We start from the raw sequence: 24938 nt of genomic DNA on the forward strand, positions 1-24938 counted from the left end.
ATGTGGTACTAACCGGGTTATTTATTGGAATGGCCTGTGTTTACTTTATTAGTATGCCCGGGAAAAATGATCAGATCTGGCCTGCTGTCCATTAATAGATATTGATGTTTCAGACTGTCTTCCGTTTTGGTTTTCCAGGGCGTACAATCTGGCATGCCCTCTTTTAAAGCCTGATGCGAGCAGGATAACTTATCACATACCGGCAGATATTTACATGAACTGCACATCTCATTAACCTGTGAACGGTCATAATCCATATACGGTTGATGTGATTCTATTTTAAAGCCCTGTGATACGTGACTGATCGCTTCCTTACCGTCATGAATCGTTTCCCAGCATTTATGAATATTGCCGTCCGGGTCAACTACCAGGCTGTACGGAGACACCCACGTAGCACACTCATCCTGTATTTCTGGCAACACCCATTTTAACCGGGCCTGTTCACGCTGGTTTTGTGCAGCCCACCGGTTATAGCGCGTTACCAGGTTCAACCTGAAAGACTGCTGAAAATCAAAAAAGTCACCTACGCTAAACCGGGCACTCAGGTCAGACTCGTTCGCCTCTTCATACGTACGCAACCAGGCTGTGCTAAAAGAAATCTGGTCCGAGCGCATTGGCCACAAACCAAATACATGAAAATCCTGAAACAGCTCATCTATTGAGTCGGCTATCTCACGGTCTGTATTGATCCGCACCGTGACATGCATACCAGCCGGCATTAAACAAAGGTTTTCAAGTATCTGAAAATAATTCTTCTTTTCATTATTACGCCCCTTGAGCGGACGGCTTTTGTCATGCGTTTTTTGTGGCCCGTCTACCGTAATTTGTACATTTTTTACATCGCAGTTTTTTAGAAGTGCCCAGTTATCGGAAGTAAGCAGGATACCATTCGTGATGATATTGGCCGAATAGCTGATACCATGCTTGGCACAAAGATCCTTTAACATTGGGGTTAGCCTCGATATTGCGTTCTTATTAATCAAAGGTTCGCCACCGTACCAGGTAACATTGAGCGCATGCCATCTTTTTACCGGCGATTGCTCAAGCATATCATTAATATAATTGATGATTGAACGAAGGTTCTCGATATCATTTAATGACTTATTGGGCTTTACAAACTCAAAACAATATGGGCAACCCATATTGCACATGATCGTAGTGCCCACCGTCAGGTTAATACTCCCGTCATCCTTATCATACAACAGTTCCCTTTTTTTTGAATAAAACTTGTTGTATTCTTCACGTTCGTTTAAATCCCCTTTTACAAAAAAACCCTTATCATAAAGGTAGTTCAACAGCTTATGACGCTCTGCACCAACACTATCATCAAGCCTTAATACCGATTGCCCGACAGTTTCAACATAAGAGCCCTGTTCCCAATTTAAAACCTCCAGCCCTCCGCTGATCAAATTATAAATCAGATATTCAGACTTTTCTGCTATCGGAACTATAACATTGTAAAAACTATATTTTATATCCTTCATCTTCTGTAATATCTGCTGTTAAATCCATACCTAAAGAGCCGGCCGCAATTCTACATGCCGCCGGCTTTTCATTCAAATCAAAACAGCAAGCTGTCTTCGTCTGATTCGATCGCAGCGTTAACACCCCTGCAATCTGTTCCGCTTCCGAATTCCCTGCAGAATGCTTCTACTGCCTGGGTGTTCGAATACACATCCTCCACTTTACGCGGTTTGATCAATTCCTTGATTTGTTCTTTTGGCATTGATTGTTGATTGTTCATCCTTTTTTGTTTTAAATTATTGATTAATAAACTGTTAAAAAAGCAAACTGAAACTCCACTTTTATGGAGATTTTTTAGTCAGTAAACCTACTGTCATTCAGAAAGAGTGCATTGTGCAATCCTTCGCCATTAATGAAAACAGATCACCTATTTCCATATTGATACATCTTTGTGCCCATACGGAAATTGTCTATTCGTTTACAGCAACCCTTAATACTTTATCCTGATAGGGCTTTAAATCTGTGATATTACCGATACTCACCAGCGATGTTGGGGCAATACCCTTTGTTTCGATGCAATTAAATTTGTTCAGATATAATTTTCCGATGAGCGCATCGGTATAAAAAACTACTTTCGAAGGAAAGTTAAGGTCATACCTATCTGCAAGAACGCCGCCAGTTCTTTCACTTCCAATAAGGGCCGTATTGGTCCTGTTTGCTAAAATGCCTGCAATAAAAATCTCTGAAGCGCAAACCGTATTTTTATCGCATAAAACAACAACTTTTGCTGCCGGATTTAAGTGATAATACTGATTTGACTTGATAATAAGGGGATCTGAATAATTACCATTAAAATCTTTTATCTTATATATGGTGGCAGGTTTATCAAAAAAAACAGATAACAACCTGAATACAGATAAACCAATCCCGCCGCCGTTCCCCCTAAGATCAATGATGACTTTGTGAGCGTTTTTAACATTATCCCAGTTATTTAAAAACCTCCGGTAAACATCTAATGTCCAGCTTGATATTTGATAATAGGCCACATCGTTATCAAGCATTTTAAAATAACACTGCTTTGGTTTAAAGTTTTCATCAACTGTTAATGTGCCATTATATTTCATGCACACTTTTTGCTGTATTCGATCAGTTCCCATAACAGTAAAAATTGTACTATCTCCTTTATGCTTGCCTATACCCTCCAAAAACTCACCATTGAGATTTTTTCCTTCTTCGGGATCATTTTTTCTCAAACTATCCATAACATCGGTAACAAATCTCTGGTCAATCTTTACAATTTCGAGACCTATTGGCAGAGTTGTTTTGTAACGCGGGTCAAAAACTGCCGCGATATAAAGTTTATTATTGATGGTATATGCTCTTAGCGGCCTGATTATTTTTTGAACTGGCTGCGCCTTAATTGCGCCACCTGGCTGAATATTTAGACCAAGGTGCGGGTCGTGAAATTCATCTTTTAAAAAACGTGATAATATCCCTACATACTTATAAAAACCTGCTGTATCGGTATTGGCCTGTAACTGCATTATTTTTTGAAATTTATGCAGCGCCGAATCTTTGTTAATACCTCTTTCAATATAAAAAGGATAGTTTTTAACGGAACTGTATACTGCCTTATTGATCAAATCTATTTCAGCCAGTTTATCACCCAGATTTGACAGATAAATGCTTGACCCAAGCACGCCTCTTTTTTCCTGATCTGTTGATGATGAAATGTATTCGCTCATAAAATCAGACGGATTTGATTGCAGTTTTGCATTCTTTTTGGCGACCTGTGGCAAATAAAAACCTGCTGGAAGGCTAACATGCTTTATCGCACCGTGCACAACCGCAAAATCTGCAGCATAAACCTTTACTTTCAATTCTGGGTTAACCGGTACGGCCAACATTGCAAGCTTAAATTTATCGCTGAATGGCAGAAGGGTATTATTTTTAAATATTACCGGCAGGTCACTGCTGCTGTCCCAATCGCCCAGATTATCCGATATTTGGTTTTGATACCCCTGATAAGTTACCTTTATTGTTTTTGAATAATATGACCGGGTATATGGATTATACATTAAAAATGACAGACTGCTCACATTTTCGAGATACAAATCAGTTACGAGAAAATGCTGTGACGAATCCAATTTGGCCTGATAAGAGAAATCTGTTTTCCACATTAATTTCTGTTCCATCTCTTTACTTGCATCAATAAGTGGATAGACTTTTGTACTTAGCCGGTCATAGAACTCATATTCAGGGAATAAAAAATTAAGCGTTTTTTGATTCTTGTCCTGTACTATAGTATACACCGTTTTATCATTCATAAAATCATGTGTTTCGGCCATCCATTGGCAAAATCCCGAAGATGGTATAAATGCAATAAGAAGCAGTAGTATCTTAATATTGTTCATATTTCACTTTGATTAGGCAACTTCAAGCTCGGCAACTAAATGAACTTCCAGTTCATATAAAGATTTAAGCCCTTTTAACAATGAATCTTCAATAAACTCCCACTGGTCATCCGGTGTAAAGCCGCTAAAGCGCGACCGGCAAATAGTTATCACTTTGGGTAGCACCTTGCGCTCCTTTAATTTGTTTATGACCTCGCCTATTCGTTCAATGATCAGTTCTCGATCTACCTTTAAGGTAAAAGGATAAAGGTCAGGATAGGTATGCTTGTAATCATTAAGAATAAGATGGTACTTGCCATCTGCTTCATACACGTTAGATTTAAAACCCAGAAATTTGCTTTGGTGGTAAGGTGAACTATGAAATTTGTCGTATTCAGCTTTTGTTATTTCAATACTTATCTCATATAACTCTACCGGGTTTCCGGAACAAGAAAAATAATCTAAATCAATATCAAGCGCTATAGAAAACAGGGCCTCCGGCATTTCATCGATGTTATTCAGATGAAAATCGAAGATCTTTAAATCACGGTCAACTTCTGAAGCTTTCCTGATTTCGTCGGTAACCGGCCCTGACAGGAGTTTCAATCCATCTGCATTATAAGTTCTTACATACAGGAGATGGTCGTGCCTGCTGGTTTTATGTTGTAATTTAAACCAGTAAATGCTGTTAAAAATCCCTTTGTACATGGCCGGCATAATAAATGAGCCTATCCCGATCTCCTCATGAGTAAACGTCCTAACTTCACCCCGCTCAGCTGGGTTTAAGCTATTAATTGACTTATTAAACCTCGGAACCCCCATATCGCCATGTTCGTCAATATGATACAAAACATTATCGGCAGCAGGTATTATGCCATTTTGTACACATTCATTCCACACATAAAAGGCTTCGTTGTGTTCTTCCAGAATAAAAACCGGTATCTTTTGTAATCTCATATAACTATTAAATATTCGGTTGGGTTTATAAGTTGAGTGCCTGTTTTATAAATTTAAGCCATTATCATTCGCAGAAAATATTTATTACACAAGCATGCCTGATGTTTACACCAACATCAGGTTTGATATTGGTGGTCTTGTTCGTAGAATGAATAAATCGAGGTTAAAACACATTGCCTGGCATGCCATTCAATGCGCCGAACCTTTTTAAACGCTTGCTTCATGTGTATATAAAACACCGGGCACAACATTCTCTTGGTTCAGATTAAAATGCGCTTTTATTTTTTTATAATTTGAGAAACAGTATATCACCGCTCTCCACCAGGAAACAAAAGAAACTACAAGCCAAAACAAAGGGTATACCAATATGCTCAGCCCGGAAATATTACCAGTAAATCTTCTTTCTTTAGCTGCGCATGTCAACAGCAGGAAATAATAACATTCACTTAAACAATAGGTTATTGATAAAACAATGAAAAGGTTTTTGATGCTGGTAACAATTACAATTCCTGCAAGTGCCGGAAACAACAATAACAGTAAAATAGATGCAAAATCTTGCAGGGTACGTATTCCAACAACGCTCGCCGACTTGATCTGGCTAAAATAAAATGTGCGTTCTTTAATAACAGTTTCAATGTAACCTGTGTACCAGCGGACCCGTTGGCTTATCAGTTGAGGTAACCGGCCGGGTGGACGGGTTAAAGCTTCTACATTTTCGAAGTAAAAAACTTTCAAATTAAGCCTGGCGCCAATAGTGGCGGCTTCCCGGTCTTCGCCACTTCTTAAACCCGAATGCAACTTATAAATATCCAGCAACATAGTTCTGCGGTAACAAGACCCTGCACCGGGCATAACAGGTACTGTCTGCTCTTTTTGGTGTAATTTATAGTATGTTCTGGCAAAGCAGTATTCCAATTGCTGCATTTTAAAAGTAAGGCCTCTTTCTCCAAAGGGGTACATCCTGAAATAACAACCCATATATTCTTTTGAATTGTCCAAACGAAGAATTGCCATTTTCAAATTCTCAAGGTGGTTAAGGTCGGTATCAAAGTCTGATACAGTTATGTAATCATGAGAAATATTCATAGCCGTTAAATTTAATGCTCCAACCTTTTGAGTGTTCTTAGCTATAACTGCAGAATAAAAACCACTGTCACCGCGTTGTTGAAAACGGGTTAATATTTCCTTGCTCCCATCGTTTGAACCATCATCGATCAATATGATATCCAACTCATAAGCATACTTATGCGCCAAAGCTGAAAAATATGTGAGACGACGACGGTAATATTCCGCATTTTTACACTCATTGAATTGCGGAATGAGTACAGCCATTCTTTTAGAAAGCCCGGCAGGTTGTTTTACCCACGAAAAAAGGTCTAATTGTTGATGTTTCTTCGGTTTCATGGTATTTGTTTTTATCATTCTGAATGGTCCTGTTTGGTGTTACTCTATCAGATTAAAGAGCTTGAATAGGGGCATATCCGGATGTTAACGCTCTGTAACATGTTATTTAGAAGTAAATTACCGGGCACTCGGCAAGCTTATAGAAAAACAGCCCCGAGGATCGTTAGAAAACGGCCAAAGCAATCATATTTGGCTTGGTTATTTATTCTGCTATCGATCATGTGTCAAAAACTGATCGTGATTATGCTTAGTTATACAGCGATTGCGCAGTATCTGATAGCTCGCTGTGTTTCAATGCCTGTAATAAGTCTTTAACCTGATGATCAGGGTGGGCAACGATATAGCTCATCACATTTTTATGAACAAAGGAAAGTGTTTCTAAAAACGATGGTTTGAAGAAACGCAAATTGCAGCTCCAGCGAAATGCAAAAGCATCCTGGTATTGAGATGCGGCGCATTCCAAAGCATAATAAGTACTTTGATGTTGTTGATAACCCGCTGGGCTGTCCTGGCCAATTAGCGATTCTGAACTTAGCTTATTCAATTCCAGATTAGCATACAAGTGGCAATTCCCACGAAGATAACTCTCGTTTAAATCAAGATATCCGTGGTCAAAAATTATATGCCTGCATGCACTTACAAGGTTTAAACAAAAACTGGCGGCCACATCCGAAATAGTAGTTTCATGATTCAAAGTGTGGACAAAGTAAATCCCCCCGGTCAGACAACCAATCGTATTATTAAATTTATTTAAAAATCTATTGGCGACCGGTGATGCAAAAACCATCCTGTCTGTTTTGTTTAGGAGGTTCAAACTGATAAGGAAACCAGTATAAAAAACAGAGCTTAACCCAAATTTCAAAGATAAGGAAGATGAAAGGATCCCGGCATGGGCAGCATCGGTGAAATTCATAACATAGGCGATAGCCTGCTGCGGAAGATGACATCCGTTATATTTAAGATCGCTGTCGGCATATTCATGATAGCCCAGTGCCGATGGATGATCAGATAAAACCAGCCTCCAGTAGTTAATATCCCTATGCTTGTTTTTTTGGCATTGGTAGTTCTGTAGTTGGGTGTATTCCTTTAACTGAACTGAAGGTGATTCAAAGATTGGATATTTCCCGGACTTATGTTTTGAATAAACATCCACCATTTCAGCTTTCAGGATCTTAACTGACCATGCATCTGCAATAATGTGATGGACGACAACACATACATTGTACAGATCATCATTGATTTTAAACAACAGAAATTTGCTTACTGGCCCATTTTGGAGCTCATGAAAACTGATCATTTTCTTTTGCACCATAAAATCATGTTGCTCGTGCTGGGGTAGCATGCTGGCGTCATAATATTGCAGATCAAAGCGATCCAATGTATTTGGCAAAATAACCTGTCTGATTTTGCCCTCTATAAAGGGAAAAATTGTTCGTAAGCTTTCATGCCTTTCATACAGTGTGCTTACTGTTTTTTTTAAAACTTCAACATCTACTTTTTGAGGGTAAAAGTCTAAAATCAGCGCATCCTGATAGCCCGATTTATCCGGATGGGTATTTGCCAGCCACCACTTTTTTTGTGAAACGGAAGGCGCGATTATTTCTGCCGGCATGTGATCCATGTTTAATCTGTTGAAATGTTAAAGCACAAGTTTTTCAATACTGCCTCCCAGCCCGTTTTTTTTAATTTGGGGGTTTCCTTTATAATATACCGTACTGCTGCTGCTGAGTGGTATATGTACATTTAACCTAACAAGGCAGTTAACCCAAGCATCGCAGCTTCCGTTTAAGCTCAACTCCGCTGTATTTGTTGATAACTCCTGTGCTCGAACGTCCCCACTTCCCGACAAATCAAACATGGCGTGTTGTGTTTTGCCTGACAGCTCAAAATCCGCCGCGTCCCTGCCTTTCACTTTTAAATCATTACAATCTATAGCCACCTTTATTTTCCCTGAACCAATGTTAACAATTTGAACTGAAGGCCCGGTTAGTGTGGCATTAATCGTATTGATATCGGCCGAACCTATGTTTTTTATATTTCTTATCTTCTTAGCAGGAATTAATATCTTGAAAAAAGTTTTGGGATTGAACCACGTACCCGGATCGTTTTTGATAACGAGTGTGCCTTTGACTGCCTTTACTTGTATATGGCGAACGATGTTGCTGTCAGCTTCGATAGCTACCGCTCCGGTATCGTTAGTGAGATAAACATTTACCGGAGTATATATTTCAATCGATGAGTAATTACTCACAAAATATATTTTTTGTTGTTTTTGACCATTTCCCTTGATAGCTTGTGCTCTTGCGTTGGAAAAAACAAGCAAGAGCAGTAACCAAACCAAGGCCTTCCTCGCTATAAATCGCTCAATATATGCTTGCTGTGATGTAAGTGTGTTTTCCATGTCAACGGACTTAGCTATGTGGTACTAACCGGGTTATTTATTGGAATGGCCTGTGTTTACTTTATTAGTATGCCCGGGAAAAATGATCAGATCTGGCCTGCTGTCCATTAATAGATATTGATGTTTCAGACTGTCTTCCGTTTTGGTTTTCCAGGGCGTGCAATCTGGCATGCCCTCTTTTAAAGCCTGATGCGAGCAGGATAACTTATCACATACCGGCAAATATTTACATGAACTGCATATCTCGTTAACCTGTGAACGGTCATAATCCATATATGGTTGATGTGATTCTATTTTAAAGCCCTGTGATACGTGACTGATCGCTTCCTTACCGTCATGAATGGTTTCCCAGCATTTATGAATATTGCCGTCCGGGTCAACTACCAGGCTGTACGGAGACACCCACGTAGCACACTCATCCTGTATTTCTGGCAACACCCATTTTAACCGGGCCTGTTCACGCTGGTTTTGTGCAGCCCACCGGTTATAGCGCGTTACCAGGTTCAACCTGAAAGACTGCTGAAAATCAAAAAAGTCACCTACGCTAAACCGGGCACTCAGGTCAGACTCGTTCGCCTCTTCATACGTACGCAACCAGGCTGTGCTAAAAGAAATCTGGTCCGAGCGCATTGGCCACAAACCAAATACATGAAAATCCTGAAACAGCTCATCTATTGAGTCGGCTATCTCACGGTCTGTATTGATCCGCACCGTGACATGCATACCAGCCGGCATTAAACAAAGGTTTTCAAGTATCTGAAAATAATTCTTCTTTTCATTATTACGCCCCTTGAGCGGACGGCTTTTGTCATGCGTTTTTTGTGGCCCGTCTACCGTAATTTGTACATTTTTTACATCGCAGTTTTTTAGAAGTGCCCAGTTATCGGAAGTAAGCAGGATACCATTCGTGATGATATTGGCCGAATAGCTGATACCATGCTTGGCACAAAGATCCTTTAACATTGGGGTTAGCCTCGATATTGCGTTCTTATTAATCAAAGGTTCGCCACCGTACCAGGTAACATTGAGCGCATGCCATCTTTTTACCGGCGATTGCTCAAGCATATCATTAATATAATTGATGATTGAACGAAGGTTCTCGATATCATTTAATGACTTATTGGGCTTTACAAACTCAAAACAATATGGGCAACCCATATTGCACATGATCGTAGTGCCCACCGTCAGGTTAATACTCCCGTCATCCTTATCATACAACAGTTCCCTTTTTTTTGAATAAAACTTGTTGTATTCTTCACGTTCGTTTAAATCCCCTTTTACAAAAAAACCCTTATCATAAAGGTAGTTCAACAGCTTATGACGCTCTGCACCAACACTATCATCAAGCCTTAATACCGATTGCCCGACAGTTTCAACATAAGAGCCCTGTTCCCAATTTAAAACCTCCAGCCCTCCGCTGATCAAATTATAAATCAGATATTCAGACTTTTCTGCTATCGGAACTATAACATTGTAAAAACTATATTTTATATCCTTCATCTTCTGTAATATCTGCTGTTAAATCCATACCTAAAGAGCCGGCCGCATTTCTACATGCCGCCGGCTTTTCATTCAAATCAAAACAGCAAGCTGTCTTCATCTGATTCGATCGCAGCGTTAACACCCCTGCAATCTGTTCCGCTTCCGAATTCCCTGCAGAATGCTTCTACTGCCTGGGTGTTCGAATACACATCCTCCACTTTACGCGGTTTGATCAATTCCTTGATTTGTTCTTTTGGCATTGATTGTTGATTGTTCATCCTTTTTTTGTTTTAAATTATTGATTAATAAACTGTTAAAAAAGCAAACTGAAACTCCACTTTTATGGAGATTTTTTAGTCAGTAAACCTACTGTCATCCGCTTTAAGACCGGTTTCAGGAAACAAATACTGTTAACGGCGATAGGAAAACAAGCATTATCATGCCGCCTTTATTACAATGTACTGTTCACTCCCCAAAATCCGATGGGAACAGGCTGTTCTAAATGTTAAAACAGCAAACTGTCTTCATCCGCTTCAACAGCAGCGTTAACTCCGCGACAATCTGTTCCTTTTCCAAACTCACCGCAAAATGCTTCAACCATTTGCGTATTAGCATAAACATCTTCAATTTTCCGTGGCTTGATCAGTTCTACACCTGATGTTTTCAAACCGGCAACTCTCGAATTTTTGTTTTCCATTATTACTTAATTAAATTGGTTAATATATTATATATGTAAATTTCGATTTCGGCACTATTTTGCATTATGCCTGGTTTACATTTGTTATTGGCCCCTGCGTGAGTCACGATTGTTTTAATTGTAATCACTATATAAACAACCATCTAAATCTGTCCGCAGCCCAATCAGCCATTGCAGAATGTTACCAGCATAAATGTTTATTATTGAAATGTTTTAAAAATTGAAAAGCTGAGACTTCTTCTCAACTCCGTTGCGGACTGCTTAAAATAAAGTTAAGGGGATGCATTGTCCCATTAACATTTATTACACAAACTAACCTTTGATTTACACCAACAGTTATCCTGATCGGGAGCTTCAATGACCATATTCATTAAAAAATTTTACATTGAAAACCAGGGCAGATTTAATTATCTAAAATGTTGCTGGTTGTGACCGGGCAGTATCTTACGGGATCGAAAATATGCAGGTGCATTGGCGATCTTATCGGTTAACTTAAAAAGAGTCATAAACTAATTGGCTAACAAGCACTCGTCAGGCAGCTCATCCGCCCAAATTCGCCCTATCGGCTATGCGCAAATAGCCTTAGAAAAATAATTGATGAAGTAAAAGACAACTTTAACTTGATCGCCTTAGGTACTGTCATTGTTGAGTTATTTTTTCAGTAATCTCCTGAGTGGCAGGGAACTTTTCAACCTGGACTAATCAATAGATCAGGTATTGCGACAGCCGCGCGCTATCGTCACCATATTTTACAATCGACACGCGCTACATTACCTTTTGCTCTTGAGCATAATCATACCGATTATATCTTTGAATTTATCTTTGTAAGTATGTCCAAGGGGCAATTGGATTTTACTGTTAACGGTAATCATATTCCCTTCAATACTTTGGATCATCGACTTATTAACTATAAATGATTTATGAATTCTTATAAATTGAACTTGGGGTAAAGCCATCTCAATTTCAGACATCGTAAGATAAGTTATATGTTTCTCTTCACTTGTTAAATGGACGATTACATAGTTTTTCAACCCCTCAATGTAAACTATTTGGTTTAAGTGAACCTGTATCACCTTCCCCCGGGTTCCCGGACTTATAAACAAAGAGTCCGAACTTCGATAGGTGTCTTTCAATAGCGCCCCTTTGACTGTCTCGACTTTCTGAATCGCCTTAAGAAATCTTGGCAGAGAAATCGGTTTTAAGAGAAAGTCTACAACATTAAGTTCAAAAGCATCTACAGCATATTTATGATGGGCTGAAATAAAAATGACGGCGATTTCAGACGGTATCAACTTTGTCAGTTCAAGACCGGAAACGTCAGGCATATCAATGTCTATAAAAACCAAATCTACATCATCTCTACTGTTTATTTCCGATTGTCCGCGAACCGGGTTTGTTGAACTGCCCGCAAACTGCAGCTTATCAGATTTTAAAATATATCCTTTAATCGTATCTATTGAATGTAATTCATCATCGATAATGTAACAATTCATATTATAACAAATTAATGTAAAGCCTTAACGAATAGTCCTCAAGGGCCTGCTCGATCTCTAAGGTGTAATTATTCATGTAATGTAAATCAAGCCGCCTACGAATGTTTTTCATACCTATTCCAAAACCTTTTAAATAATTACCGGATCGTTTTCTATTCGTAATCAACAGCTGCAATTGACCATTTTCTACGCCGATATCAATCTTGGCCGGATATTCCTTTCTTCTTAACTCTCCATATTTAAAGACATTTTCTATTAACGTAATAATGATTAAAGGAATTATCCGCGCTTCGGAAACTTCTCCGGTTACCGACAAATGAATATTCAATTCTTTATTAAAACGCTCCTGATTCAAAAAAACATAATTTTCAATATACGTTAATTCAATTTCCAGATCTATCTTTCCATCGGGACCTGGTTCTTCTATTGCAAAACGCATTACATCGGATAACATCAGCAGACGTTCTCCCGCCTCTTCGGAAAGCCTCGCGACATCGTTGTGAATCAGGCTGAGCGTATTAAAGATAAAATGAGGGTTGATTTGAACCTTTAAAAAAGCAATATCTGAAAACAGTTTTTCATTTTCGAGCTCTTTCAAAGCTATTTGGTTTTGCAATTTTCCGATCTCAAGTTCCGTCACTCTGTTTTTATATCTGATAGACGATACAAAAAAACCGTACGCCGAGCCCAGACCCATAAAATAAAAACCGCGCCAGACCCCCTCTCTGAAAAAAACGCCAACTTTACTGGGAGCACTCTGATACAAACCAATTTTATAATAGCATATTGAAATTATATATTTTATAAATAAATACGACAGTAACTCGGCCGCAAAGACTAATAACCACAAAATATATTTTAACCTACCTGAAAAACTGAAACTTATTAGGCATTGGGCATGTATGTAAAACAGTGTTATATTAAGGGTATAGTAGGTAATATAGTCAAGTACAGAAGAAAACGTACCGCTGTAAGAACGCGAAATTATTATCTCATAGGCAATAAATATCATCCAAAAAATAAAATGATTCTTGATTGGAAAATTTCCAGGTTGAGGTTTTAACTCCATTTCAATTCAAATATAATCAAATGTAGTGTTGGTATTGCCTAAATTGCCTTTCGTGTAATTATTTTTGAAGTTAAATATCTATTTTTTACAATTGGATTATAACCATCAAAAATGAAAACAAAACCCAAAAAACTCACATTTCCAAAGTATAAATCCTTGTACAAATACCATGATAATCAGAATGGAAGATTTCCTACCGAAACTGATCCAACCACAGTAACGATAGTAACAACTACTCATATATCATTTAATAAATAAGCTGTTCAGTAACGCCCGTAAAAAAATAAACCGATATTATAATTTCACATTTATACAGACCAGAAATATGAAAAAGCTAAAATTAAACAAAATCGGACTTGATAGGCAAGTGATCGCTTCGCTCAATGCCAGACAATTGAGAAACACCATCCCTACATCATCTACGCAAACCGACAGCTGTTTTCCGGGGACATGTCATATTGCTACTTGTTGCAATAACAGCATTTTATTCCCCAAAAATGATGTAATCACGTTTCCAAAGGAAAACCGGCTGTGAGAATGCCAATTTTTAGACAATCCAAAATGACTGTTAAGTTCTGACGTTATTTGGTATTGTTTTAAACATTTTTTTTCTGTTAAAGCGACTCCATCACAGGCCATGCGATCTAACGATTCTGATGATTTGCTAATAAACGACCAGATTCATATGATCCGGGAAAGGCTACAATCTCCTGAACTGATTTCATCAATTGGCCTGGCAACCCTTGAAACCGGTTTGTTGGGATTGTCTCTCTTTTATAGCTATTACGCCTTATACACCAATAATAAAGCTTACAGATCAAGTGCGGAGCATTTTCTCTGGGATGGCCTGCGGCGTTTAGATATCTACAATTTTAAGCCAACTCATAAAGTAGATTCTATTGATGTTCAATTGTCCGGCTTAGGTAGATTTATCGAATTCAATAAGAAGAACGTCTTTTTTACGATAGACGCAGATGATTATTTTGCAGATCTCGACGTAGTAATGTCAGAACTAATCATCCATCAAATTAACCGCTCTGACTTCGATACTTCAAGTGGGGCGCTTGCTGCAGGGAATTATTTTTTATCAAGAACCGAGCAACAGGGTTTGGTTGAGCGCAATTTAATAAACTGTATAAAAGAATGTTACAATCGAGCACACCGGGATCCCGACGGGGATTTTTATTGGCCCGCCCCACAGTTGGAAAATAAAGTATATCTGGGCATTTCACACGGATCCGCATCTATTATAAATTTCCTGGCTAATGTTTATGAAAAAGGAATCGAGCAAAACTTATGCCTTCTTATAATCCGAAGCGCGGCGAAATTTCTTATTAAACAAAAAAGAGACCAGATCAATGGCTTGTTTCCGAATTACATTGGTGAGGACCTTTTTCAAACCCAATTTTCTCAATGTTACGGAGACCTTGGTATTGGCTATGCGTTGTACAAGGCCGCGTTGTTGCTGGATGATCCAATTTTAAAAAACAAGTCATCAGAGATTCTTGAAACATGCCTGCATCGCTCAAAAGAGGATAATCTTACCTGGGATGCCAGTTTAACCTATGGAGCAGCCGGTTTGGGCCTCGCATTTAATAAGATAGCTGCAATTACTAATGATGCCAGATACAAATACCGATCCACTTACTGGCACAGGCAAACGGCAGGCTATGCAGGCTGTAAAAATAAGTTCGGTGGATTTTTAAGCATGGTAGCCAAACCGGAGGAGTATAATTGGAATACATGTTTTAGTTTGGGAATAATAGGTATTGGAATTGCTCATATGTTGCACTTAAAACCATCCCTGCCTCCAATTGACGAATTATTATACATTTCCTAAACCATCAAAACGTCCCCCTGCTAATGTCGATGATTTAATTTAAACTGTCTATGTTAAGAAATTTCGGTCAGATAGTTATCCGCGTTCCTTTCTACGATTCTGAAGCCTACAATAATGTTCCTGATCCTCTTCCTGCAAGTTTTGAAGAAGGAATTTATTGGGCCTCGCCTCAGCTATATGCCGCTCTGCTCAAATCCCGGGAAATAACTACCCAAGAAGATAAAAAACTAAAAGAAAGTATTACTAAATACTGGCTACGGAGTTGCACACGAGCAACGCCTTTCGGTGTATTCGCAGGAATTGCATTGTTGGAGTTAAAGCCGGAGCCTACTGCTATAAAGCTATCTTGCCCGCAAAATCATCTTAAGAAAATACGGGTAGATATAACATTCATAAATGAGCTGGTTCAACATTTACAAAGTATCCCGGAAATTTTACCCATTTTAAAATTTCGGCTTAACGATTCTTTATATAGCCTACCTGGTGTTGTACGATACATTGAATACCTGGACAAAGGCGACACCAGAGAATTTAAGCTCTCTTCAATAGCAAAATCGGCGTTACTGAATTCGATATTCCGTTTTATGAAACCGGGCCGAACACTAAAACAGCTCACCGAATACTTAAATATCCATACCGACGCCAACCAGAATGAAGTTAACAATTATATAAATGAGCTGATACGGGCCAGGTTGCTTATTTGTGAGCTTGAGCCGCGAATGACAGATACCGATCCACTAGATTCACTTCTGGTAAAATTAAAAGAGCATGACTCTAATCAACAGATCAACACGCTCATCTCTAATTTAACAGGGGTATCAATTGCTTTAAAGAAAAACGAGAACACAATTCCCGATTACCACAATATTGAAAAGCAATTATCTACGCTGGTCAACTCTCCATTTCGGCGTAAAAGTTTATTACATGCAGACCTGTTCTTAAAATTAGTTTCAAATACGATGAACAGGCAGTTAATTGAGGAAATAACCTCTCAAATTGATGATCTGTGCTGCCTAACTCAAAAAAACAGAAACAACTTTCTTGAGATTTTCAAAAACAAATTCAGTCAATCATATCAGGACCAATATGTCCCGCTGATGACAGCGCTTGATATGGATTACGGTGTCGGATACAGTCAGTTCAATTTTGACTCCTATTCTGAAGAAGACCTAATTTCAGATCTAAACAGCACATCTTTTGACGGTTATACACAAACAGATTATTCAGCTATCAGGGATTTCTGCATCAACAAATACAGGCAATACCTGGATAATGGCCTTGATGAGATCAAAATTGAACATTCAGAACTTGAAGGACTTGAAAGAGGCCAAAACGTTTACATCCCATCAAGCATGTGTATCTTCGGAAGCCTCCTAAAATCTGAAGATGAAATCAACAAAGAAAAGTTTTCATTTGCCCTTAAAAATATTTCCGGGCCTTCCGGAGCAAACCTGCTAGGAAGGTTTGCTTATGGGGACCGAAAAATTATGGGGCTCGTCAACGATATAATTTCAAAAGAAGAAGCAATTGACGGCGACTCAATTTACGCGGAGATCATCCATACCCCGGCAACAGGGGTAGGTAATTCTTTAATTAGGCCCAATTTAAGAAAATACAGTATTCAATATCTCGGCGGACAAGGCCCAGATACAAAGAATCAGATCACAGTTGACGATATAGTTGTAACAGTCCGAAACGATCGTGTCCTTCTTTATAGTCAAAGTCTAAAAAAACGCCTCATTCCCCGGTTAACCACGGCTCATAATTTCAACAACAAACCGCTTACTGTATATAAATTTTTATGCGACGTACAATATCAGGACAGGGAATTGATGGCCGTTTGGGATTGGGGCGATTTGGAAAAGCTGACCTATCTTCCATCAGTGGTTTATAAGAATATCATTCTAAAAAGAGCCCGCTGGAAGATCACAGCCAAGCACCTATCCGGTCTTCCGGAGGATCATAACCGGCACTCCACTTTCCTCGAAAAATTCAGATTAAAATATAAAATGCCTTCAAAATTATTATTAATCGAATATGAGGATGAATTACTGATTGACCTTAAAACGACTGCTGGAGTCGCCTTGTTTTTAAAAAGCTTATCCGGTAAAAAAGAAATTATTTTGGAAGAATTTATTTACCACAGCAATAAATCAATCATTTCAGACCCCAATAACAAGCATTACATAAGCGACCTTCTCATACCGGTTTACACAGAACAGCAACAAATTATACAAACCGGCGCAAAAGCACCACTAATTTCTAATAAGATCAAGCGAATGTTTCCGCCACATTCAGAATGGTTGTATTTAAAAATTTATGGGGGGGCACTTAATCTGGAACGTCTGCTAACGGATTTTGTATACCCCTTCATCACGAAAAACAAGCTGCTTTTCCAACATTTCTTTTTTGTACGGTATAAAGATGAATTTGATCACCTCAGAATAAGATTCTTCAATACACACCGGGAAACACAGGGAAAACTTTATCAGTTTTTTATGAATGGCCTGGACCTATGGATAAAGAAAAAAATCGTTTCCAGGGTCATTGTTGACAGTTACGAAAGAGAAATCGAAAGATATGGATTTGAAAAAATCATAGAAGTCGAACATTTCTTTTACAAAGACAGCATTGCTGTTTTAAAATTGCTAAAGCTTATTAATAAAGGCTTTATGCCTAAAACAATAGCGGCTTTGTATAGTATCGATCAATTATTTACTGATTTTGGATTCTCATTGAAGGAAAGACACTTTTTGGTTGACAGGCTTAGGGTTGCATTCTTTCAGGAATTTGGTGGAAGTAAAATGCTGCTCAAACAGCTAAATAGCAAATACAGATTAATGCAGGAAGCTATCAATAATTATCTGGAAAATAAAAAAACTACAGACCAAGAAAAACGTCAATTGAACGAAATTATAAAGATCAGAAGCGCCGATACACGTTGGGATATAAATGAAATAACACATTTAAAAAAAACAAAAGAAACAGATTTTAATGATTTAATTTCCAGCTTAATCCACATGCACATCAACCGGCTATTTTGCTTTAGCCATAGAAAGCATGAATTACTGTTATATCATTTACTTGAGCGCCATTACTATTCAAAACTCATAAGAGCATCTGTAATCGTTCAATAAGTTAAAAAAATGACTGTACTTGAAAAAATCTTACATCCATTAGAAAAGGAACATTTTCTTGAAAATTATCACAATAAAAAAGTTCTTTTTATTAAAGGAGAACAAGAGAAATTTAAAGATTTCTTTTCTTTTGGTGACCTTAATTATTTTCTGAACACCCATGCAAGTTGTGTTCAGTTTCCAGAAATACGCATGTCCATAGATGGCAAAATATTGGATCCCGGGCTTTATCAGGAAACTATTTCTTACTATTCAAATGATTCGTATGAAAAAACAAAAATAGATCCTCAGAAAGTAAGTGATCTCATCAATAAAAAGGCGTCCTTGATCATTAGTGGTATTCAGGAATATAATCTGAATATTCAAAGCTTTGCGCACCAGCTGTCAGAGGAGCTTCATAGCGATATCGATATCACGTTGTTTTACAACGCCATCAATCAACTATCCTTTGATATTCACTACGACCCTGTAGCTGTATTTACCGTTCAGTTGGAAGGGCAAAAAAAATGGCAAGTTTTTAAAAGTGGGGATAATTCTCAGGATAAAGAAAGTTTGCAGCCGGAAACTGAATATGTTCTTAACAAAGGAGATATATTATATATTCCTAGTGGGATCTGGCATAAAGCAAACCCCGAAACAAATAATTCCTTAAGTATGTCGATAGCTGTTCGGAATAATAATGTACTGGATTTGATTGTCTGCATTTTGGAATCGTATGTTCATCCTGAATTATTAAAAAATGAATCCTATTACATTACAATGCCCCGCAATCCCGAGGCTTTAACTCAGCTCAAAATGCAGATTAAAAACGATTTGATTAAGTGTATTGAAAACCTTGACGACCGTCAATTTTCCGCAACCATAGCAACATTAAATCGCGAGAACAAGATAAAAAAAGGTAATAGTACTTATCATATTCCATTTGATCTGGGTAATTAATTCAAATTTTCACAAACACTTCATTAAGATCAAATGAGTAAAACCACACCGGAAAATCTCCTCCTGAGTCTGTTCAACCTCCGATGGTCAGATTTCGCGAAATCGAAAGAAGAGCAAAATATGCCATATGATTTTAAAAAGGTTTTGATAGTTTCGGAAAACAAAGAACTGAAACAATTAATTAACAGCAAACAGAAGTTGCAGGAAATTAATAAAATTCGAATCGCCAAAGCAGAATTTGAGGAGCTTGTGCTACCTTTTAACCAGAAAAAGGGAAAAAGTGCACTAAGGAAGCTCATAAAGCTCGATCGAATGGTAGAAAACGATTTCCATTGCGATAGTTATTTATACTTAAAACAATGGAGTTTATCTGTATGGGGACTATATTATTACAAAAACAGAAGTTTTGAAAAAGCGAAGTCTAAGCTAATTGAGTGTATTGCCTTAAATGAATACCTGATTAGCAAGGGGTTAAAGACCGCTATGTTCAGAATATTTGAGCAAAACCTTAATCTATCAAGCATTTATATTCAGGAGGGGCGTATCACGGAGGGCCTGTGTCTTAAAAAACATCTCCTGCAATATTTAGCAGATGGCAAACCGAATAAAGTATTAATAAGCAGAATGTTTAGAGACGAAGATTTGTATAATTCGCATATATATATCAGAGAAGGTTGTCTTTACCAGCTTTTCAGAAAAATGGCCGCCTGGCCGCTACATAATCGAAAAGACCCTTATGATGATTTTTTTATTTTTAGATTATTGTTTGATAAGGTAAAAATGAAAGAAAATACCAATGACCGGGAAATCATGAAATTCTGGATATATATCAAAAGAAATTTTCACCAAGAAAACTATGAAAATTACAAAGGTGCCTTCGCGCAATTCATGAACATTTCTTTATCTTATAAATTTGATGTCTTAAAAGTATCCCTTATCTCAGATATCTTACAAATAATAGAATCATCTAAATTTGAATCTAAAAACGACTTTTATAGTTTAACGAATGCTTTTATAAGCGAAAAGCTTATTGGAATAAATGATTTCAAAAGTCATTTTATCAAGCGAATTGTTCCCGAAAATTAAAATCGACCTTCCGCAATTCATAGTCTGGTCGCTTAAATTTCAAAAGATCTTTTAAAGGTTTTGAGCGTATTGGCCTCAAGCCCTTACCAATCAGAAATTCCATCCGTTTTACTGTGATCGCCGAAAATCTCCAGTAACATTTAGATTTCTTTTCTTTTCAGTCCAGTTCGTTCCGCAAGGTATCGACGAAGATCTCTTCTTCACTGTCCAGCAGGTGGGTATGGATACGTTTCAGCTTCGCCAGGATACTGTCCAAATGGGCATTTAAACTCCTGGCATCCTCCGTATTTCCACGGGCTTTTCCGCGTTTTTCGTCCCATTTTTCAGGTTCGATTCCTCGCCCGATAGTTGCCTCACTCCTTTTTCCGTCAACGGAAATACGCAAATAGATAGGTAGATTACCTGATTCATAGCCCTTTACCTTCTTTAAGTAAAAAAGTAGGTTAAAATTTTTTGTCTTCATTTACTCACCAATTTTTGTTCACAATCGTTACAAACCTACATTTACAGGCCACGAAAATCAAGATGTTCAAATTCTGAACATGTTGAAAATCAATAAATTATTGCACTTTTGGTGAGTAAATCGGTAAGTGGCAAAAAAACGCTCTAAAACTCACCAGAACAGTGAAAAAAGATGCATAAAATGGCCATTTTACCAAAATCAAAAAGCCTGTAAATATTTGATTTACAGGCTTTTGATTGTTTTTGAATTAAGCATATGTGGTCCCGACGAGAATCGAACTCATATCTAGAGTTTAGGAAACTCCTATTCTATCCGTTGAACTACGGGACCTGCTGTGGCTGATAAAAGGCACATCCTTTAATCAGCTTGCAAAGGTGCAAATTATACCTGAAAAATCACATGCCTAAGCAGCAAATTTTTATCGGGTTAAAAAAACAACTATCTGCACATCCAAAATCTACCTGATCACTGCCCCGGTATGAAAATCCTCCACCGGTGCAACAAAGCTTAGTTTACCTTCGCTGTTTTCGGCCATCAGGATCATCCCCTGCGATACGATGCCTTTTATTTCACGCGGCTCTAAATTTACCAGGATGCTCACTTTTTGGCCTATGATGGCTTCCGGCTCGTAATATTCGGCTATGCCGGATACCACTGTCCGTTGGTCGATGCCTGTATCTATGGTTAGTTTGAGCAGTTTTTTGGTTTTGGCCACTTTTTCGGCAGCCAGGATAGTCCCCGTGCGGATGTCCATTGCCGCGAAGCTTTCAAAACTAACATTCTCTTTCGCGGGCTGCACGTTTATAGTTTTTTCCGGGGCGGCGGCTTCTTTTTTATCTTGTAACTTTTTTAGTTGGTAGTCAATCGCGTCGTCCTCAATTTTATTAAACAATAACGCGGCCGGGTTTAGCTGATGGCCGTTATCAAAAGTGATCTCCTGATCGTAAGTAATAACCTGGTTGGGCAGGTTTAACATACCTATGATCTTTTTTGCTGTTGCCGGCAAAAATGGCTGCGCGGCAGTAGCCAAATGACCAATAATGAGCAAACAGTTGTGCAAGGCTTCCTTTGCACCTTCCGGATCGGTTTTAATAGCTTTCCATGGTTCCTTTTCGGTAAGGTAGCGGTTACCCAGGCGGGCAATATCCATTACGGCCTGCAAGGCCTGGCGATAGCGATAAGCTTCCAGGTTTTTTTCTATCTCGTCATAACAAATACCAATCTCGGTATTCAGGTACTCATCCTGCAATTCGAGTTTATCAGACGCGCTTATAACTTTACCATCGTAAAATTTGTGCATCAGTATCATTACCCGGTTTACAAAATTACCCAGTATAGCCACCAATTCGTTATTGATGCGGGCCTGGTAATCTTTCCAGGTAAACTCGCTGTCGCTGGTTTCAGGCAAAATCGAGGTTAATACATAGCGCAGCTCATCCTGCCTGCCCGGAAATTCCTGCAGGTATTCATGCAGCCAAACGGCGTGATTGCGCGAGGTTGATAGTTTGTCGCCCTCTAAGTTTAAAAACTCGTTGGCGGGTACATTTTGCGGTAAAATGTACTCGCCATGAGCGTGCAGTATGGATGGGAAAATAATACAGTGAAACACAATATTATCCTTACCAATAAAATGCAGCAAACAGGCATTATCCTGCTCATCGGCTTGCTTTTTCCAGTATAATTTCCAGTCTTTATTATTATCAATGGCCCATTGTTTGGTGGCCGAGATATAGCCTATCGGTGCATCCATCCATACGTATAGCTTTTTGCCCTTAGCTTCTTCCAGTGGCACATCAATACCCCAGTCCAAATCGCGGGTCATAGAGCGTGGCTGCAGTCCCGATTTTAGCCACGATTTACATTGGCCAAATACGTTGGTTTTCCAATCGCCTTCTTTGGTATCTATCCATTGCTCCAGCCAGGGCTGGTATTTATCCAAAGGCAGGTACCAATGTTTGGTTGGTTTCAATATAGGCGTTTTGCCGCTTAGGGTTGATACCGGGTTTATCAGGTCGGTTGGGTTTAATGACGTGCCACAACGCTCGCACTGATCGCCGTAGGCATTTTCATTATGGCAGTTTGGGCAGGTGCCGGTAATGTACCTGTCTGCTAAAAATTGCTGGTAATCCTCGTCATAATATTGCTCGCTGAATTTTTCGATAAACTCGTCCTTTTCGTAAAGGTTCAGAAAAAATTCCTGCGATAAATCATGATGTATAGGCGACGACGTACGGTGGTAAATATCAAATGCTATTCCAAATTCTTCAAAACTTTCTTTTATCTGGGTATGGTATTTATCAATAATAGCCTGGGGCGTAGTACCCTCCTTTTTCGCCTTGATGGTAATGGCGGCGCCATGCTCGTCAGATCCGCAAACGTATAACACATCCTTTTTTTTGAGCCTCAGGTGCCTTACAAAAATATCGGCCGGCAGGTAAGCACCTGCCAGGTGGCCAATGTGTAAAGGACCATTGGCGTAAGGCAATGCAGAAGTAACCGTATATCTTTTATATTTGTTGAGTTGTGACATGAATAAGCGACGTTATAAATAATTTGCAAAGATAGGTTTTTAGTCGGGAAAGTCCGAAAGACGGGGAAGTCAGAAAGTCCGAAAGTCAGAAAGATAGAAAGCCTTTATTACATAAACATGAGTGAATCACTAACTAATTCTGAACATGCGGACCTGCCGACTTCGGATCTTTCAAACTCACCGACTTCCGGGCTTCCCGACTTCCCAACTTTCCAACTTCCTCCTTACTTAAAAAAAGGTGATAAAATTGCCATTGTATGCCCGGCAAAAAAACTGCCCAATCCAATGACAGACGCGGTTACCCTGTTACAATCATGGGGATTGGAAGTTATATTGGGTGAAACCGTGACAGCATCCTACCATCAATTTGCCGGCGATGATGAATTGCGTGCGAAAGACCTGCAACGTTTTATTGACGATAACAGCATTAAAGCCATCATAGCCGCGCGGGGCGGCTATGGCACCGTCCGGATGATTGACAAAGTTGATTTTAGCCGGTTTGCCCAATACCCCAAATGGATAATCGGTTTTAGCGATATTACTGTATTACACACCCACCTGTTTGCCAATTACCACGCACAAACCATTCATGGGCAAATGCCGGTAAATATCCCGGATGCATCGGCACGATCGTTAGATACGCTGCGAAAGGCTTTATTTGGCGAACCATTGACTTACGAATTTACATCGCATACCGCCAATCGCACCGGCGATAGCAGCGGCCTGCTTGTCGGTGGCAATCTGTCGTTACTTGTTGCGGTATCGGGCTCAGTATCTGATATTGATTACACAGGAAAAGTGTTATTCATTGAAGATGTAGGCGAATATCTTTACAGCATCGACCGCATGCTGCGCTGCCTTGACAGGGCGGGCAAGCTCAAAAGCCTGGCCGGCCTGGTGGTTGGAGGGTTTACCGATGTAAAAGATAACGATATTCCCTTTGGCCAAACCGTACCCGAAATTATTATGGATATTGTACAGCAGTATAATTATCCGGTATGCTTTGATTTTCCGGCAGGGCATATACCCGATAACTGCAGCCTTATACTGGGCCGAAATGTAACCCTTAGTGTAGGGGAACAACACAGCATTTTGAAATTTATATAACGTCCAGGCATTAAAAATCCTGGCTTCGGGAAATCAAAACTAAAACACCATTTTAATCATTAGTACATGGCATTATTTAGCAATTTAGGCAATTACAAAAACTTCGGACTTTTAATTATCCGTGTGGGTTTGGGCGTTATGTTTATTTACCACGGTTACCCTAAACTGATGGGAGGCCCTAAGGAATGGACCGAGCTTGGCGGATCAATGAAATATATTGGCATTCACTTTTTACCTATGGTGTGGGGCTTACTGGCAGCTGTTACCGAACTGCTGGGCGGGTTCCTGCTTATTATCGGGCTTGCATTCCGCCCGGTATGTATTTTATTGTTTATCAACCTGGCTATCGCGGCATTAATGCACCTACGTACCGGCGGTAGCCTGGGCGATGCGGCTCATGCTATTGAAGACGCCATAGTATTTGCCGGCTTAATATTTATAGGCCCGGGTAAATATAGTGTGGATAAAAAGTAGCC

The 24938-nt window shown here is 39.0% G+C and carries 20 protein-coding genes and 1 tRNA gene; 6 read left to right on the forward strand and 15 right to left on the reverse strand.

The genetic code is table 11. The features are described from left to right. Positions 1-17: 17 nt before the first annotated feature. The 12 genes from PQ469_RS27720 to PQ469_RS27775 all read right to left on the reverse strand — a co-directional run bounded on the left by PQ469_RS27720 (position 18) and on the right by PQ469_RS27775 (position 13360). Positions 18-1484 carry a FlmE/OhkG family radical SAM/SPASM peptide maturase gene (locus PQ469_RS27720; protein WP_274210575.1) on the reverse strand — a complete coding sequence of 489 codons (1467 nt, stop codon included), beginning with the start codon at positions 1482-1484 and terminating at the stop codon, positions 18-20. A 77-nt stretch (positions 1485-1561) separates the two neighbouring features. Beyond that, complete coding sequence (gene flmA / locus PQ469_RS27725; protein ID WP_274210576.1) at positions 1562-1744, reverse strand: FlmA family RiPP peptide; 183 nt, start codon at positions 1742-1744, stop codon at positions 1562-1564. A 190-nt stretch (positions 1745-1934) separates the two neighbouring features. Beyond that, a complete protein-coding gene (locus PQ469_RS27730; protein WP_274210577.1) occupies positions 1935-3878 on the reverse strand; it encodes a S41 family peptidase in 1944 nt (647 codons plus the stop codon). A 12-nt stretch (positions 3879-3890) separates the two neighbouring features. Beyond that, positions 3891-4814 carry a peptide arginase, FlmR/OhkR family gene (locus tag PQ469_RS27735; RefSeq protein WP_274210578.1) on the reverse strand — a complete coding sequence of 308 codons (924 nt, stop codon included), beginning with the start codon at positions 4812-4814 and terminating at the stop codon, positions 3891-3893. Between the two features lie 207 nt (positions 4815-5021). Beyond that, on the reverse strand, positions 5022-6218 hold the full coding sequence (locus PQ469_RS27740) for a glycosyltransferase family 2 protein (protein WP_274210579.1): 1197 nt from the start codon (positions 6216-6218) through the stop codon (positions 5022-5024). 247 nt (positions 6219-6465) lie between these two features. After that, positions 6466-7830: a condensation domain-containing protein gene (locus tag PQ469_RS27745; protein ID WP_274210580.1), complete on the reverse strand. Its 1365-nt coding sequence runs from the start codon at positions 7828-7830 to the stop codon at positions 6466-6468. Positions 7831-7857: 27 nt separating this feature from the next. Beyond that, on the reverse strand, positions 7858-8619 hold the full coding sequence (locus tag PQ469_RS27750; RefSeq protein ID WP_274210581.1) for a head GIN domain-containing protein: 762 nt from the start codon (positions 8617-8619) through the stop codon (positions 7858-7860). 33 nt (positions 8620-8652) lie between these two features. Beyond that, entirely contained in the window at positions 8653-10119 is a 1467-nt protein-coding gene (locus PQ469_RS27755; RefSeq protein ID WP_274210582.1) for a FlmE/OhkG family radical SAM/SPASM peptide maturase, read from the reverse strand. Between the two features lie 77 nt (positions 10120-10196). Further along, the gene (gene flmA, locus PQ469_RS27760) at positions 10197-10379 is read right to left on the reverse strand and encodes a FlmA family RiPP peptide (RefSeq protein ID WP_274210576.1); all 183 of its coding nucleotides are present in this window, start codon (positions 10377-10379) and stop codon (positions 10197-10199) included. A 227-nt stretch (positions 10380-10606) separates the two neighbouring features. Further along, complete coding sequence (flmA, locus tag PQ469_RS27765) at positions 10607-10798, reverse strand: FlmA family RiPP peptide (protein WP_274210583.1); 192 nt, start codon at positions 10796-10798, stop codon at positions 10607-10609. A gap of 770 nt (positions 10799-11568) precedes the next feature. Then, the gene (locus tag PQ469_RS27770) at positions 11569-12291 is read right to left on the reverse strand and encodes a LytR/AlgR family response regulator transcription factor (RefSeq protein WP_274210584.1); all 723 of its coding nucleotides are present in this window, start codon (positions 12289-12291) and stop codon (positions 11569-11571) included. 1 nt (position 12292) lies between these two features. Next, positions 12293-13360: a sensor histidine kinase gene (locus tag PQ469_RS27775; protein ID WP_274210585.1), complete on the reverse strand. Its 1068-nt coding sequence runs from the start codon at positions 13358-13360 to the stop codon at positions 12293-12295. A 685-nt stretch (positions 13361-14045) separates the two neighbouring features. Between PQ469_RS27775 and PQ469_RS27780 the strand changes: the two genes are divergently transcribed. From PQ469_RS27780 to PQ469_RS27795, 4 genes are read left to right on the forward strand one after another with little or no spacing between them, the layout of a single operon-like run. Further along, a complete protein-coding gene (locus tag PQ469_RS27780) occupies positions 14046-15200 on the forward strand; it encodes a lanthionine synthetase LanC family protein (RefSeq protein WP_274210586.1) in 1155 nt (384 codons plus the stop codon). Between the two features lie 50 nt (positions 15201-15250). Then, positions 15251-18337, forward strand: coding sequence for a lantibiotic dehydratase (locus PQ469_RS27785; RefSeq protein WP_274210587.1), 3087 nt, complete (start codon positions 15251-15253; stop codon positions 18335-18337). 9 nt (positions 18338-18346) lie between these two features. Beyond that, entirely contained in the window at positions 18347-19276 is a 930-nt protein-coding gene (locus PQ469_RS27790) for a JmjC domain-containing protein (protein WP_274210588.1), read from the forward strand. 33 nt (positions 19277-19309) lie between these two features. After that, on the forward strand, positions 19310-20362 hold the full coding sequence (locus PQ469_RS27795) for a hypothetical protein (RefSeq protein WP_274210589.1): 1053 nt from the start codon (positions 19310-19312) through the stop codon (positions 20360-20362). A 157-nt stretch (positions 20363-20519) separates the two neighbouring features. Here the strand turns inward: PQ469_RS27795 and PQ469_RS27800 are convergent, their stop codons facing one another. The 3 genes from PQ469_RS27800 to metG form a co-directional block, all read right to left on the reverse strand. Then, positions 20520-20825, reverse strand: a complete 306-nt coding sequence (locus tag PQ469_RS27800; protein WP_274210590.1) for an Arm DNA-binding domain-containing protein — start codon at positions 20823-20825, stop codon at positions 20520-20522. Positions 20826-21083: 258 nt separating this feature from the next. Then, a tRNA-Arg gene (locus PQ469_RS27805) sits at positions 21084-21155 on the reverse strand. Positions 21156-21282: 127 nt separating this feature from the next. After that, entirely contained in the window at positions 21283-23355 is a 2073-nt protein-coding gene (metG, locus tag PQ469_RS27810; protein ID WP_274210591.1) for a methionine--tRNA ligase, read from the reverse strand. Between the two features lie 117 nt (positions 23356-23472). Between metG and PQ469_RS27815 the strand changes: the two genes are divergently transcribed. Together PQ469_RS27815 and PQ469_RS27820 are read left to right on the forward strand one after the other, a co-directional pair. Beyond that, entirely contained in the window at positions 23473-24462 is a 990-nt protein-coding gene (locus PQ469_RS27815; protein ID WP_274210592.1) for a S66 peptidase family protein, read from the forward strand. A gap of 66 nt (positions 24463-24528) precedes the next feature. Next, a complete protein-coding gene (locus tag PQ469_RS27820; RefSeq protein WP_274210593.1) occupies positions 24529-24936 on the forward strand; it encodes a DoxX family protein in 408 nt (135 codons plus the stop codon). The last annotated feature ends 2 nt before the right edge of the window (positions 24937-24938 follow it).

Source organism: Mucilaginibacter sp. KACC 22773 (assembly GCF_028736215.1).
Classification (GTDB): Bacteria; Bacteroidota; Bacteroidia; order Sphingobacteriales; family Sphingobacteriaceae; genus Mucilaginibacter.

Bases quoted from the DNA above. Each gene is read 5' to 3' on its own strand.
- flmA (WP_274210583.1), bottom strand. From the start codon at position 10,798: ATGGAAAACAAAAATTCGAGAGTTGCCGGTTTGAAAACATCAGGTGTA.
- PQ469_RS27745 (WP_274210580.1), bottom strand. From the start codon at position 7,830: ATGCCGGCAGAAATAATCGCGCCTTCCGTTTCACAAAAAAAGTGGTGG.
- metG (WP_274210591.1), bottom strand. From the start codon at position 23,355: ATGTCACAACTCAACAAATATAAAAGATATACGGTTACTTCTGCATTG.
- PQ469_RS27775 (WP_274210585.1), bottom strand. From the start codon at position 13,360: ATGGAGTTAAAACCTCAACCTGGAAATTTTCCAATCAAGAATCATTTT.
- PQ469_RS27755 (WP_274210582.1), bottom strand. From the start codon at position 10,119: ATGAAGGATATAAAATATAGTTTTTACAATGTTATAGTTCCGATAGCA.
- flmA (WP_274210576.1), bottom strand. From the start codon at position 10,379: ATGAACAATCAACAATCAATGCCAAAAGAACAAATCAAGGAATTGATC.
- PQ469_RS27730 (WP_274210577.1), bottom strand. From the start codon at position 3,878: ATGAACAATATTAAGATACTACTGCTTCTTATTGCATTTATACCATCT.
- PQ469_RS27800 (WP_274210590.1), bottom strand. From the start codon at position 20,825: ATGAAGACAAAAAATTTTAACCTACTTTTTTACTTAAAGAAGGTAAAG.
- PQ469_RS27820 (WP_274210593.1), top strand. From the start codon at position 24,529: ATGGCATTATTTAGCAATTTAGGCAATTACAAAAACTTCGGACTTTTA.
- PQ469_RS27750 (WP_274210581.1), bottom strand. From the start codon at position 8,619: ATGGAAAACACACTTACATCACAGCAAGCATATATTGAGCGATTTATA.
- PQ469_RS27770 (WP_274210584.1), bottom strand. From the start codon at position 12,291: ATGAATTGTTACATTATCGATGATGAATTACATTCAATAGATACGATT.
- PQ469_RS27815 (WP_274210592.1), top strand. From the start codon at position 23,473: ATGAGTGAATCACTAACTAATTCTGAACATGCGGACCTGCCGACTTCG.
- PQ469_RS27740 (WP_274210579.1), bottom strand. From the start codon at position 6,218: ATGAAACCGAAGAAACATCAACAATTAGACCTTTTTTCGTGGGTAAAA.
- PQ469_RS27780 (WP_274210586.1), top strand. From the start codon at position 14,046: ATGATCCGGGAAAGGCTACAATCTCCTGAACTGATTTCATCAATTGGC.
- PQ469_RS27720 (WP_274210575.1), bottom strand. From the start codon at position 1,484: ATGAAGGATATAAAATATAGTTTTTACAATGTTATAGTTCCGATAGCA.
- flmA (WP_274210576.1), bottom strand. From the start codon at position 1,744: ATGAACAATCAACAATCAATGCCAAAAGAACAAATCAAGGAATTGATC.
- PQ469_RS27795 (WP_274210589.1), top strand. From the start codon at position 19,310: ATGAGTAAAACCACACCGGAAAATCTCCTCCTGAGTCTGTTCAACCTC.
- PQ469_RS27790 (WP_274210588.1), top strand. From the start codon at position 18,347: ATGACTGTACTTGAAAAAATCTTACATCCATTAGAAAAGGAACATTTT.
- PQ469_RS27735 (WP_274210578.1), bottom strand. From the start codon at position 4,814: ATGAGATTACAAAAGATACCGGTTTTTATTCTGGAAGAACACAACGAA.
- PQ469_RS27785 (WP_274210587.1), top strand. From the start codon at position 15,251: ATGTTAAGAAATTTCGGTCAGATAGTTATCCGCGTTCCTTTCTACGAT.